A 13,889-nucleotide genomic window follows, 5' to 3' on the forward strand; every position below is an offset into this window, starting at 1 on the left:
TGTTTATCGTGTAGTTGCTTGGCGCGCGGCGCGGCTACACCGCGCCATTGCTTGTGACAGTTGCGTAAGTCCTGTTTGAGAAAGTTCTGATTGTTGAATAGCGATCGCTAAGTGTGTTGCCAATTGTTGAAGGGAAGGGAGAAAAATACTTTGTTAGTTTCAGTATTCAAATCAAGTAAAATCCCAACCCAGCAGTTGAGCAACCTGAGCAGGTAGGGTAACTGGATTAAAGGGTTTGGGGATTACACCTGCGACTTGATACTGTTGCAAAATTTGCGAATCCAACCATCGCGCTTTAGCACTGAGCAGCACTACAGGAATAGCTTGAGTTTCTGGATGATTTCTTAGTTTATTCATAAAGTCAAAATTAGCTAAATCGCGGATTGAGATATCTAATACAATCGCATCAGGACTATGGTGTACCGCATTCTGTAATCCTTCTAATGGAGAATCTGCTGTCAGCACATTCCAACCAGCTAAATCTTGGAGGCAAAATTGTACTATCTCACGTACATTCAGTTCATCATCAATGAGCAATATCGTTTTGCCGATTATACTTACCTCCTGTAGCATATTCATGTCATTTCATATACCTTTTTAGGGGTATAAAATATTTTTATCTGTAAACAAAAAATATAGATGACAAAAATAAAAAACTAATAAAGATATAAATTCTGTTACAAAACTTAAAAGTTAACTGTCCCAGCCCAGAATCTTAGTAACTTCGTTGCAGATAGAGATGGGTTCAAAGGGTTTGGTAATAATCCCGGCAATTCCCATCTGGGCAAAACGAGCGCGATCACTCCCTTGGACTTTCGCTGTTAACAGAATCACTGGAATCCCTTGGGTTGCTGAATTTGCCTGAAGTTTTTCGTAGACTGCAAAGCCGTCCATGTCAGGCATAGAGACATCAAGTAGAATGGCATCAATATGTTCTATCTGGGCGATTTTTAGTCCTTCTGCTCCTGATGCAGCAGTCAGGGTATCCCATCCTCCCAAGTCTTCTAAACAAGCTTGTACTAATTCGCGGATTCGTTCTTCATCATCCACAATTAACAATCTTTTAGTCATTTGTCATTTGTCATTTGTCATTTATCATTTGTCATTTGTCATTGGGCATTGGGCATCCCTTCTCTGCGAGACGCTACGCGTAGCTTGCTTCCACGAAGTGGTACGGCTTACCTCGGCTCCGTTCGGCACAAGTCGCTCAGGGCAAGTGGGCATTGGGCATTGAGCATGGGGATTGAATCTTCAATTTTGAATTTTGAATTTTGAATTTTGAATTGATTTCTCCCCTGCCTAATTTCCCGGCAATGGCAGAGTGAAGAAAAACGTGCTGCCAACACTAAGAGTACTTTCAGCCCAGATTTGCCCACCGTGCTGATCAATAATACTACGACAGATTGCCAATCCCAAGCCTGTGCCGCCTTTGGTGCGAGAATCAGAGGCATCTACTTGCTGAAATCGTCCAAAGATTGCTTCTAACTTATCTGCTGGGATACCTCGTCCTTGATCTGCGATCTGGAATAGTACGCGGTCTGTTTGCTGTTGGACACTCAGGGTAATAGTAGAATTGGCAGGCGAGAATTTAATTGCATTACCTAACAGATTGGTGAGTGTCTGAACAATGGCATCAGCAGCCGCCCAAACTTGAGCATTGGTGGGGTGGATCTCAAAGGTAATATTTTGCTGATTGGCGATCGCTTGCACTCCGGCTACTGCTTGTTGAATTAAATCAGCCGCATTGCAGGTGGTTTTTTCTAAAACTGCTCGATCCGATTCTAAGCGTTCCAAATCGAGAATATCGTTGACAAGACGCACTAAGCGATCGCTATCGATGGCTGCAATCTCAATCATTCGCTTGAATTTGTCTGGTTTTTGATCGTAGATACCAGTTTGTAGTAGACCCAGTGCGGCGCGAATTGCAGTTAAAGGAGTGCGGAGTTCATGACTAACAATGGCAATAAACTCACTCTTAATCAGATTAACCTGCTCTAGTTCAGTGATATCTTCGGCAATACCAGCAATCCGAACTACCTCGCCTAGTTCATTTTTGATCGGAAATGCGCGATCGCGAATCCAACGGATTGAACCATCAGGACGGATAATGCGATATTTTTTATCGTATTGCCCTGATTGAAGCTGTTCAACAAATTCTATTTCGACGCGCTGGCGATCTTCTGGGTGAATTGCATCTAACCAATCTGAATAGTTGTGATACAAGTTTTCACAACTTCTTTGCCAAATCGTTTGGTATGCATTGCTTACATACAGAACTTGCTGACTTTGATTATCGATCATCCAAAATACTGCTTGGATGTTTTCTGCCAGCTGACGAAACTTTTCTTCGCTCTCGCGTAAAGCTTCTTGAATGCCTTTGCGCTCAGTGATATCTTGGTGAACCGCAACCAGAACGTCGCCATAGTCGGGATGTTTAAATACAGAAGCCGTCACACTACACCAAAATGATGTACCATCTTTTTTAAGATTTTGAATTTCGTAGCTGGCTTCAGTATTTTGTAAAAAGGCAGATAGAATTGCTTGATTTACATCTTCAGTAGTTAGCGATTTGGTGACACAGTTGAGAATCGAAACGTGCTGACCGTTGAGTTCGCTAGAGTTATAGCCAAACATCTGCTCAAACTTAGGATTGGCATAGACAATAACTGCATTATCAATTCTTACTAAGCAAATGCCTTCGCCCATATTTCGGGTGATTACAGCCTGAAGCTCTAGCTGATGTGCCTGTTCTAAAAGTGTAAGTTGGGTTTGTTGCTGCTCTATCACTGTTTTTCGCAGGCGATCATTCGTCTCTGTCAGTTGTGCAGTGCGTTCTTGCACCCGTTGCTCAAGTTCGGCATTCAGTTTTTGTAGGTCAATTTCTGCCTGTTTGCGCTCTGTCAGTTCTGTCTGTAACTGTTTGAACAAAGCTGCTTGCTGGATAGCAATGCTTACCTGCGCTCCTAGCTGCCGCAACAGAGCAATTTCTGAAGATTGCCACTCACGAGGAGCCGCACATTGATGAGCCGCCAGTAATCCCCACAATTCATCTCCTAAAGGAACGGGAACGACAAGATTTGCCCTCACCTGAAGACTTGCCAAAAATTCAACGTGACAGGGACTAATTCCGGCAGTATAAATATCAGTTTTCGCAGTGACTAAGCCTTGTTTAAAGGGTTCGACGTTCTCTTCACCAATGCAAGGGTCATGAATCTGGAGTGGTAAAAGAGCCATCCATTCCGGTGCAACAGACTCAACAATAATCGTTCCACCCCAACCTGGATAAAATTGGAAGATAGTGACGCGATCGCACTCTAGAAATTGCCGCACTTCCTCGACAGTGGTTTGCAAGATATCTTGTAAATTCAGCGATCGCCGGATGCGCTGGCTCATCTCCATCACTAAACGCTGTTGCTCAAATTGCTGTTGCAGCGTTTCTTGTGCTTGTTTGCGTTCCTCAAGAGTCATCCGCAATTGCTCGGCATTTTCTTGAGACAATTGTTGGTTGAGTTGTTGAATCTTCTGTCTGCTGTACTGAAGATTGCCTGTTACCAGATTAATTATCAAGGCAACTAGTAGGAAAAGTCCTAGCCGCAATATATCTCCTGGTTGATTAATCCCCAATTGATATTGAGGTGGAATCAAGAAATAATCAATTGCCAGTGTGGAAAGGACAACTGTAACGATCCCTGGTCGAAAGCCACCATACCAAGTACTGGCAATGATAGCTATGTAGAAAAATGCACCAGTGGTTCGAGAAATTAGCGGTTCTAGCCAAAGAGACAGCAGCAGTGCGATCGCAGTTGAGCCAATAGCAACACCGTACTTCAATAATCGCAGATAATTTCTGATCATTGTTTACCTCTCCCCGCCTGAGAGCGCCAGCGCGTTCTTTGAATGCGGCTCAGTACCCGTGTTACAAGTTCTGGCCCTAGCACTGGCTTGCTGATAAAATCATCGGCTCCGGCAGCAAAAGCTTGCTGAAGAAATTCTGCTTCAGTATGAGCTGTTACTACTAAAATAGGTAAATCTCCCCACTGGGCATCCTGGCGCACGACCTGGCATAACTCTAATCCGTTAACTATTGGCATTTCTAAATCTAGTACAACCAAATCGGGAGATGTTGTAATTAGCACCTTCCAAAATTGTTGTGATTGGGAGAGGGTGATTACTTCCAGCCCCCAAGGAGTTAGTAAAGCCGATAATCCAGCTAGTATTATAGGGTCATCATCTACGATTAAAACTTTGGCTTCAGAAGTTTTCGGTTGAGGTACGACACGAGCGATCGCCTGAAAAATCTGCTCGGTTGTCGCCGGTTTATGCAAAAATTGTTTAGCTCCTAAACGCGATACTGCCAGTCGATCTGCCAGGGTGTCTCGTCCTGTAAAAACAATCACTGGGATATTTGGCGATCGCTCTACTATCTCGCTCAATAATATTAATCCATCTTCCTCTGTTGTTGGAAAACTCAAATCTAGTAAAACAACGTCAGGAGTTTTTAAGGAAAAAAGCGATCGGGCCATTGCTAAATTTGGTGCAACCTTCATTCTGATTCCCCATAAGTCGGCTTCTGCCTGCAACTTCTCTGTCAGCGTCGTATCATCATCGATTACTAACAGACGATAAGTTTGCTTCACCGGGAAGTTTTGAGCAGTGGAAGTGACAGCAGGCTTGGTTAACTCTTGCTGCAATGCTGTCACCAGTTGCGAGAAATCAGAAATTTGATCGGCAGATAGCGAGGAATTTTCAAGCAACAAATGCTCTATTTTCCGTGCTAGCCGGGAACCCTCTGGATAACCGAACGACCCCATCGAGCCTGCTAGCTTATGGGCTTCACGCAATGTATGCTGTTGTAAATCTTCATTTAAATTCCCTGCTAAGAGTGCAGTTTTTGCCTGTTCCAGCACTCCAACCTGTCCAACAAAGGAATTACGAAATCGCTCCAGCACCCGATTTACAGAAGTCATATCTTTGAAGCCAGGTTTTTTCTTTCCATCTTGATTTTTTTGCACAATAGAGATGGAGCGATTCGGTGCAGGCTTGATGCGATAGCCCATGCCATATACTGTTTCTAGAAATTCTTCTGCTAGACCTGCTGTTTTCAATTTCTTTCGCAAGTCTTTAATATGAGTCGTAACTGCATTTTCAGTTGGTGCATCCTCAAATCCCCAAAGCCGATCTAGAATTACTGCACGACTAAATATCCGATCTGGGTTTTGCAAAAACAACTCCAGCAGTTTGTATTCTGTTGCTGTGAGGGGAATTTCCTCCTGATTACAAGTGACTCTGCCGGCATTTGGATCTAAACAGAGATTTCCCCAGGTTAACGTAGATGGTGAGATGGCCTCATTGCGTCGTAATAAAGAGCGAATTCTTGCTAGTAATGCTTTTGGGTCGAATGGCTTAATGACGTAATCATCTGCTCCGGCATCTAACCCGGCGATAATATCTGCATTAGAATTTTTCCCTGTTAGCAACAGAATAGATTTACGGTAGCCTTGCTTTCGCAGTTGCCGACACAAGGTAATGCCATCCAGTTTTGGAATTAGCCAGTCCAGCAAAATCAACTCATATTCAGCCGATAACGCTAGTTCTAATCCAGCTTGTCCATTGCTTGCGATGTCGATAGTATAATGATTTGCACTCAACAAGTCTGCTAGCGCTGTACTTAGTAATACGTCATCCTCTACCAACAAAATTTTCATAAGTTGCACCCAAATAAGATGCCTATGACACCTTTGTTATCAAAAGCACGTACAATTTGCGTGGCTAAGTTTACTATGCAGTTTTAAGATATTGTTACGAAGTTTACAACAAGTTAATTTAAATCTTTTATTATCATAATTTTTTTTACAAAACTTAACTAAATTTAATATTTATCTAGAATTGGATTATGAGAAATTTATCCATAGGATTCATATTTAATTTCTGAAAAATTCAGTACAACTCAAAGAGGCTTCTTGCCTACAAACCTCTTGCAAAAAGCACTTTTGCAAGAGGGGAAAAGGCTAAAGGTTATGGTTCGGCAAGCTCACCAACCAGGGGAAGGGGACAATACAGAACCTTTTACCCTTTTCCCTACTTATGCAAGAAGTCTATTGCCTATTGCCTCTTACCTCTTACCTCTTGCCTCCTACGCCACGCTGTGCGAACAGAAATCAAATCGGATTCCTATAGATAGATATTTTTTCTATAAAAACCTAGAATCCTCATTAAATCTTTAGATTTAGAGATTATTTTATTTAAAGTCTTAATTCTGTTCTAGAAATTATGCAATACCTCTACAATCTGGCCAACGCTAGTCTTACACTGCGTGTTGTTGAATATTTTAGTAGGAATGACTTTTCTGCTGATGTTGAGTATATTACTGTAATTAATCAATTTCATGGTTGGATAATTAACGTTAAAATGAAATCTTTTGTTTCGGTACAAAAGCATAAAGATATTGAAGCTTTCTTGAGTGAGATGGGAATTATTTACTTACCATCCGAGGTCATTAGTAAAGTTCTCAGCAGTTTGGAAGCTGGACAATCAGCAATTAATGTTATGGAACGCTATCAGGTAGCGATAGTTTCTCATGGTAGACCGCAGCCCGATGAGATTGAAGTGTTCCGACAAAGTTATATCCGAGGATTGGGCTACTGTCCACAAAACTTAGCTTGACTTTAAATTGTATCACTCCGGCTACTTAGTTACAGTTAGCACATTTGTGCAAAAATTGGAAAACTCTCTTTCCCGTCTGTTACCCCTGCTATAGCTAAACAAAGGTATTACCTTTACAGTCAAATTTCCTTTGCAAAACTAAACTAGCAGTTATCTGTTTATCTAACTCACGTTGGGATTCAAAGTGAGTTAGATAAACACGATCAATGTATTCTTTCAGAAAGTCCTATTGGCAAAGCTCCGATATACCGCATCTCTCTTGAGATAGATAATAATTATATCTTTGGAAATAGAAAAATTTCATTCTGATTTCATGATTTTATGAAACCCTATGAATAGGGTGAACGGTAAGACATTTCAGACATTTATATACCTTCATTGATGACAAGTGATTGCTAAAAATATGTTAGCCAGGGGTAAAATTCTCTGGTTGAGGCTTTCCCGTCAGATGCTTCGACCCAGGCGGTTAGCTTTCGTGGAAGCTTGCCTGATTGGTTTAGTTTCTGGACTAGCAGCAGTTCTTTTAGGACAGGCAGTGGATTGGGCCGGTGCATGGCGAGTGCATGTTTCTTACCAGTGGCCTGCCTACTTGGTACTACCAGGTATTGGGCTAGTAGGAGGAATCTTAGCTGGTTGGCTAGTAGAACGCTTTGCACCGGAAGCATCAGGTAGTGGGATGTCTGAAGTCAAAGCGGTATTGGCTCGCGTGCCGATGCCGTTAAATCTGCGGATTGCTTTGGTGAAGTTGATCAGCGCGACATTAGTGTTGGGTTCGGGAATGCCTTTAGGACGGGAAGGGCCGACTGTCCAAATTGGGGCAGCCTTGGCAAATCAACTTAGTAACTGGGTTCCGACTTCACCAGAGCATCGTCGCCAACTGATTGCCGCCGGGGCTGGGGCGGGATTAGCTGCGGCTTTTAATGCACCGATCGCAGGTGTACTCTTTGTAGTGGAAGAATTACTCCAAGATGTATCAGGTATTACTCTTGGTACTGCGATTTTGGCTTCTTTCATCGCTTCAGTCATCTCCCGGCTCTATGGTAGTCACAGCTTGGATCTGAATCATCTGAATTTAGGTCTTCCCGATACAACTTTCTTTGCTCAGGAAATCCCTTTCTACTTGATTTTGGGAGTGCTGGCGGGACTTCTAGGTATTCTGTTCAATAAAAGTATTCTTGAGAGTTTGGCATTTAACCGTCGCCTGGTAAGCTTGAGTTTACCCTGGCGAATTGGAATTGTTGGGTTAATCAGTGGTCTGGCGATCGCTTTATTACCTATAACCTTTCGCAATAATGCCGGACTCAGAGAGATTCTACTTATAGGTAATGTTAACTGGGTATTTGCAGCGATCGCTTTTTTGGTTCAATTTGCCCTAATTATTTTAACCTATGGCTCTGGAGCGCCAGGGGGTTTACTAGTTCCTACCCTGGGTTTGGGAGCTGCCCTTGGTTACTTAGTGGGTGCTGTTGAACACAGTTTACTGGGAATGAGTGCTGCAACAACTTATGCTCATGTGGGCATGGCTGGCTTTTTTAGCGCCGTCTCTAAGGTTCCAATTACAGCAGTTGTTATTGTGTTCGAGATGACGACAGATTTCAATCTGGTGCTACCGTTAATGATTGTATCTGTAATTGCCTATTTAGTAGCCGAAAAAATTGACCCGCGATCGCTCTACGACCTTCTACTAGAGTGGAAAGGGATTCACATCAGCAAAGAGCCAAGTACAGAGGGGCTTTTAGCCAAACTGAGTGCCGCAGATGTGATGCAACGGCGTGTGGAAACTCTCTCAAGTCAAATGAGCGCTAATGAAGCAGTACAGGCGTTTTCTGACTCTCAGCATCGCAACTTTCCGGTTTTAGAGAAAGGTAAAGTTGTTGGCATTGTCACTCAAAAAGATTTAGTTAACATTGCTTCCCAACATTTAGGCAAAGATACAACTATCAGCGAGATTATGACACCAGAGCCAGTAACAGTAAGTCCCAGAGCTACACTGGCTCATGTCTTGCATATACTCAATCGTTATCACCTCAGCTGCTTGCCTGTTACAGAAAATCGTAAACTAATAGGAATTATTACTCGTAGTGATATTATCCGCGTAGAAGCAGAGCAACTGAGTGGCAATTCCCAACAAATAGAACCCAAATCAGCACCTTCTTATGTAGTTTACCAAACTCACGCTCCGGCTACAGGCAAAGGACGGTTACTAGTACCACTTTCACATCCACAGACGGCAGAGACTTTACTAGAAATGGCAGTTGCGATCGCCAAAGATCGCAATTACGAAATAGAATGCTTACAAGTGATTATCGTTCCATCTAACCGCATCCCATCAGAAACACCAGTGCAAATCAGCAAAAGTCTTCAACTTTTGCAACACGCAATACTATTAGGCGAGAAGTGGCGGATTCCCGTTCACACCCAGATCCGAGTTACCCATAATGTTGCTGGGGCAATTTTGGAGACTGTCAAAGAACGACACATTGACTTAGTGTTGATGGGATGGAAAGGCACTACCTCAACTCCTGGTAGAGTATTCAGTCGAGTGGTGGATACGGTAATTCGACAGGCAGGTTGTGACATTATCTTAGCTAAATTGGATAATAAAAGAGCTTTTGACCGTTGGTTGCTGCCAATGGCAGGCGGCCCTAACTCCAGCCAAGCAATTAAGTTATTACCAGCTCTTGCTTCTCTAAGTACATCGCCGCAAATCAAGCTATGTCAGGTTTTCCAGACTACTGATTCCATTCCTGACACAACATTACTAGATAAATCTGTCCACTTTCTCCAACGCCGAGTTAGTGGTCAGGTGATAGCTACTCCAGTTCGTGCCAATTCTGTTTCTGATGCTGTCTTGAAGTGTGCAGAACAAGATAACAGTGATGTGATTGTTCTGGGGGCTAGCCGTGAAAGTCTATTGCAACAAGCGATTCAAGGAAATATTGCCGAGAATATTTCTCGCAAAAGTAATTGTACAGTGATCATGGTCAAAACTTAATTACGAATTCTGGTTTGATTGCACTTGGATTTATTGAGATGATTGCTCACTTGTGCCAAAAGAGCAATTACCTATTTTTTATATAGGACTCATATTTGATTTTTGGAAAAAATTCGGTAGACCTTAATCTTCTGAAATCCTATTGCCTATTGCCTACCAAGCCAAGTGATTTCAGTAATCAAACCGGATTCCTATATATTAAGAATGATGGGATGAGGGGGCTAGCACTGCAATCGTTAAAGTATTGCTACCAATATAATTTTCATAATCAATCCCTGTGGTTAGGGATTAATTATGGCGATCGCTCCTACGGAACTGCGATCGCTTCTCTAATGGATCAACCCGCCATAGCTTCTAGAATTTGAACGTCACTAGACTTCTTGGCATTGTGGGGAAAAGGGGTAATTAAACAGTTTTTTCTCATTGAATGGGCTACTGTATACTTAGGATATTTTAGTAAAATTATTACAATAATTTACAATCGAATTACTTATTTTTCAGCCAGTTTTATTTTAAGTTTATTGACTTGGTTATTGGTTACTAAAACATTTTGATACAAAATAATCTTTTTTAAGATATTTTATGTTTTTATTTCTGAATAATTACCACTAGCGATCGCTACATTGATAATGTTGTACCGAAAGCCAATAAACAAGTTACAAAAATTTATCCAAAAACAAAGTTATTTCCATATAGGGGTTTTCCTGGCAACTCTGTTGAGCATCATATTGTTCAGTTGGGTAGCCCTCTCACAGCAACCAGTTACCCTCAATCTGTTAATGACCGCCCCTGATGCCGAACCTTGGAGGCAGGGTTTGATTAGAGACTTCGAGGCTGAGAACCCAGGTATTCGCATTAACCTGGTTGAAGGGCCGAATGCCACAAATTTGCTCGAAGACCTGTATACCTCATCTTTTATCTTAGGTGAATCCCCTTATGACCTAATCAATATGGATGTTATTTGGACATCCAAGTTTGCTGCTGCTGGATGGTTGCTACCTTTAGGCGATCGCATTTCTAAACAGGAGTTAGGAGCATTTTCATCCCAAGATGTAGAAGGGGGACGTTATCAAGACAAGCTGTACCGCATTCCAATACGTTCCGACGTGGGAATGCTCTACTACCGGGAAGATTTAATTAAACAAGCAGGATTGAAACCACCTGAAACATTTGATGATTTGATCCGAATTTCCCAAGTCTTGCAGAAGAAAAACCAAGTGAAGTGGGGCTATGTTTGGCAGGGTCGGCAATATGAAGGACTTGTGGCGATGTTTGCGGAAGTTCTCGGTGGCTTTGGTGGCTTCTGGGTTAATCCCGACACCCTCGAAGTTGGACTAGATCGACCAGAAACATTACAAGCTATTGAGTTTCTGCGTAGTACTGTCAAGGAGGGCGTTTCTCCTCCTGGAGTCACGACTTATCAAGAAGAAGATACCCGGCGCTTGTTTCAAAGTGGTGAAGTTGCGTTTTTACGCAGTTGGCCTTATGCGTGGCCTTTAGCCCAGGCAAAAAATTCGCCAATCCGGGGCAAAATAGCAATTAAACCGATGGTTCATGCTCCTGGTAAAACGGGAGCGGCAAGTCTTGGGGGCTGGGGTTTAGGGATTGCTAAATCTTCTCAACATCCTGAAGAAGCTTGGAAAGCAATTCAGTATTTTACCAGTCGGAAAGCACAGCGCCGATTTATTTTCAGTGCAGGCTATGTGCCAAGTCGCCGGGATTTATTTACAGACCCAGAGATTGTTGCTAAATACCCCCACTATCCGCAATTATTGAAGGTCGTGGACAATGCAGTTTTACGTCCACCGATCGCCCAATATGCTCAAACATCAGATATTTTACAGCGTTATCTCAGCGCCGCCTTATCCGGTCGGATGAATTCTCAACGAGCAATGCAAGCTGCTGCTGCCGAAACGCGGCGATTGTTGGGGGCAGGGGGCAGGGGAAGCAGGGGAAGCAGGGGAAGCAGGGGGAGCAGGGGGAGTTAGAAGTTAAAGCATTGGCTTAAAGACTTGTTCATCCACCTCGGATACTCATTAATCCACCTCGGATACTCATTAATCCACCTCGGATACTCATTAATCCACCTCAAAGACTCATTAATCCACCTCGGATACTCATTAATCCACCTCGGATACTCATTAATCCACCTCAAAGACTTATTAATCCACCTCAAAGACTTATTAATCCACCTCAAAGACTCATTAATCCACCTCAAAGACTCATTAATCCACCTCAAAGACTCATTAACGGAGTTCAAAGACTCATTCATCCACCTCAAAGACTCATTAACGGAGTTTAAAATCCCCAATGCCCAATTCTCAATGCCTCATAACAAATAACCAATGACAAATGACAAATGACCAATGACCAATGACAAATGACAAATGACAAATGACAAATTTACATACCCTCAGAAGTCGAGAACAACAGACAGCCTGGATATTACTAACACCCGCATTGCTGCTGCTGTTGTTTGTATTTGCCTACCCGATTTTACGAGCATTTTGGTTAAGCGTATTTACTAGAAATCTGGGAACAGAACTACAACCTGTATTCTCTGGTTTGGAAAATTATGTGCGGATGGCGGGGGATGGTCGTTTTTGGCAGAGTTTGTGGGCGACAACGGTATTTACAACAGCATCAGTAATCTCAGAATTATTGCTAGGACTGGGAATTGCGCTAGTTCTCAATCAGGCGTTTTTTGGGCGCGGCATAGTGCGTACAGTCGCCATTATCCCTTGGGCTTTGCCTACTGCTTTGATTGGTCTAGCTTGGTCTTGGATTTTTAACGACCAGTTTGGGGTTGTGAACGATATTCTGCGGCGGTTGGGGCTGATTGGGACTGGAATTAACTGGTTAGGAGATCCAACGCTGGCGATGATCGCAGTAGTTTTTGCTGATGTTTGGAAAACTACGCCGTTTATCAGCATCCTGTTGCTAGCTGGGTTGCAATCGATATCACAAGACCTCTATGAAGCTTACTCAGTCGATGGGGCGAATGCTTGGCAAAGCTTCCGCAATATTACTCTGCCACTGCTGCTGCCACAAATCTTAATTGCAGTGCTATTTCGGTTTGCTCAAGCTTTTGGGATTTTCGACTTGATTGCTGTGATGACCGGGGGTGGCCCTGGTGGCGCTACGGAAGTGGTGTCATTATATATTTATTCTACGGTGATGCGCTACTTGGATTTTGGTTATGGAGCAGCCCTGGTAGTAGTGACATTTTTAATATTAATTGCTGCGGTGGCGATCGCTAGTTTCTTACTTAACAAATACCGTGCCAAAACATCAGGAGCCATTTAACCCATGAGTGTTACTCCCCAAGCAGTTCCAACGACTCCAAAACCAAAAGGGGAAAGCAAGTTTTCTCTTAAAAAAATCTTGCTGCCCATAATAGTTGTATTAGTGGTGGTATTTAGCTTATCCCCAGCCATCTGGCAATTACTGACCTCGTTTAAAGTGAATGAGGATATTGCCGCCGTTCCTACTGTCTATTTTCCTACACGATTCACTTTCAATCACTACGTTGAGTTATTCACCCGCCGCCCATTTTGGCGCTATATCTTCAACAGTGCCTTTGTCTCGATTACTTCTACAGCTGTATCTTTAGCGATCGGCGCACCTGCGGCTTATGCTCTGGCACGGTTACGCCCTTGGGGTGAACAATTTATCCTCGCCAGCGTTTTAATTGTTACCTTATTCCCTGGAATTCTGTTGTTCTTAGGATTGTTAGAAATTATCCAAGCGCTTAAACTCGGCAACAATTATCTGGCGCTGATTATACCCTACACTGCCATCAATTTACCGCTAACAATTTTGGTGCTGAGAAGCTTTTTCCAACAATTACCAAAAGATTTGGAAGATTCTGCTAGGGTCGATGGCTACAACACCTTTCAGTTACTATGGCAAATTGTGTTGCCGATGACCCTTCCCGCCTTGGTGACTACTGGAATCCTCACCTTTATTTTTGCTTGGAACGAGTTTATTTTCGCTCTCACATTTATGACCCGTGAAGAGTTGAAGACAATTCCCGTTGCTGCGGCTCAGTTGGGTGGTGCGACAATATATGAAATTCCTTATGGCCCGATCGCTGCTGCAACTGTCATCGGGACGTTACCCCTGATTTTACTAGTTTTGTTTTTCCAGCGCCGGATTGTCCAAGGTCTTACTGCTGGTGCTGTCAAAGGATAAGGGGGAGCAGGGGAGCAGGGGAAGCGGAGGGGAGAAT

At 43.0% G+C, this 13,889-nt stretch carries 10 protein-coding genes; 6 read left to right on the plus strand and 4 right to left on the minus strand.

Annotation, left to right across the window (positions count from 1 at the left end; all coding sequences use genetic code 11):
- Positions 1-171: 171 nt before the first annotated feature.
- The 4 genes from RMX98_RS18730 to RMX98_RS18745 all read right to left on the minus strand — a co-directional run bounded on the left by RMX98_RS18730 (position 172) and on the right by RMX98_RS18745 (position 5,705).
- Positions 172-579, minus strand: coding sequence for a response regulator (locus RMX98_RS18730; RefSeq protein ID WP_322678744.1), 408 nt, complete (start codon positions 577-579; stop codon positions 172-174).
- A 114-nt stretch (positions 580-693) separates the two neighbouring features.
- Positions 694-1,071, minus strand: a complete 378-nt coding sequence (locus tag RMX98_RS18735) for a response regulator (RefSeq protein WP_322678743.1) — start codon at positions 1,069-1,071, stop codon at positions 694-696.
- A gap of 228 nt (positions 1,072-1,299) precedes the next feature.
- Entirely contained in the window at positions 1,300-3,855 is a 2,556-nt protein-coding gene (locus tag RMX98_RS18740; protein WP_322678742.1) for a PAS domain-containing protein, read from the minus strand.
- The gene (locus RMX98_RS18745) at positions 3,852-5,705 is read right to left on the minus strand and encodes a response regulator (RefSeq protein WP_322678741.1); all 1,854 of its coding nucleotides are present in this window, start codon (positions 5,703-5,705) and stop codon (positions 3,852-3,854) included. The genes RMX98_RS18740 and RMX98_RS18745 overlap by 4 nt, the downstream gene beginning before the upstream one ends.
- A 565-nt stretch (positions 5,706-6,270) precedes the next feature.
- On the opposite strand from RMX98_RS18745, the gene RMX98_RS18750 reads away from it, so the two are divergent.
- From RMX98_RS18750 to RMX98_RS18775, 6 genes are all read left to right on the plus strand, one after another.
- Positions 6,271-6,663, plus strand: a complete 393-nt coding sequence (locus tag RMX98_RS18750) for a hypothetical protein (RefSeq protein WP_322678740.1) — start codon at positions 6,271-6,273, stop codon at positions 6,661-6,663.
- 403 nt (positions 6,664-7,066) lie between these two features.
- Positions 7,067-9,658 (plus strand): chloride channel protein, encoded by a 2,592-nt coding sequence (locus RMX98_RS18755; protein ID WP_322678745.1) that lies wholly within the window; start codon positions 7,067-7,069, stop codon positions 9,656-9,658.
- A 149-nt stretch (positions 9,659-9,807) separates the two neighbouring features.
- Entirely contained in the window at positions 9,808-10,023 is a 216-nt protein-coding gene (locus tag RMX98_RS18760) for a hypothetical protein (protein ID WP_322678739.1), read from the plus strand.
- Positions 10,024-10,287: 264 nt separating this feature from the next.
- Positions 10,288-11,646: an ABC transporter substrate-binding protein gene (locus RMX98_RS18765; protein ID WP_322678738.1), complete on the plus strand. Its 1,359-nt coding sequence runs from the start codon at positions 10,288-10,290 to the stop codon at positions 11,644-11,646.
- 406 nt (positions 11,647-12,052) lie between these two features.
- Positions 12,053-12,964, plus strand: a complete 912-nt coding sequence (locus tag RMX98_RS18770; RefSeq protein ID WP_322678737.1) for a sugar ABC transporter permease — start codon at positions 12,053-12,055, stop codon at positions 12,962-12,964.
- Positions 12,965-12,967: 3 nt separating this feature from the next.
- Positions 12,968-13,852: a carbohydrate ABC transporter permease gene (locus RMX98_RS18775; protein ID WP_322678736.1), complete on the plus strand. Its 885-nt coding sequence runs from the start codon at positions 12,968-12,970 to the stop codon at positions 13,850-13,852.
- Positions 13,853-13,889 lie beyond the last annotated feature (37 nt).

Origin of the sequence: Nostoc sp. DedQUE02 (assembly GCF_034531035.1) — a bacterium.
Taxonomy (GTDB): Bacteria; Cyanobacteriota; Cyanobacteriia; order Cyanobacteriales; family Nostocaceae; genus Nostoc.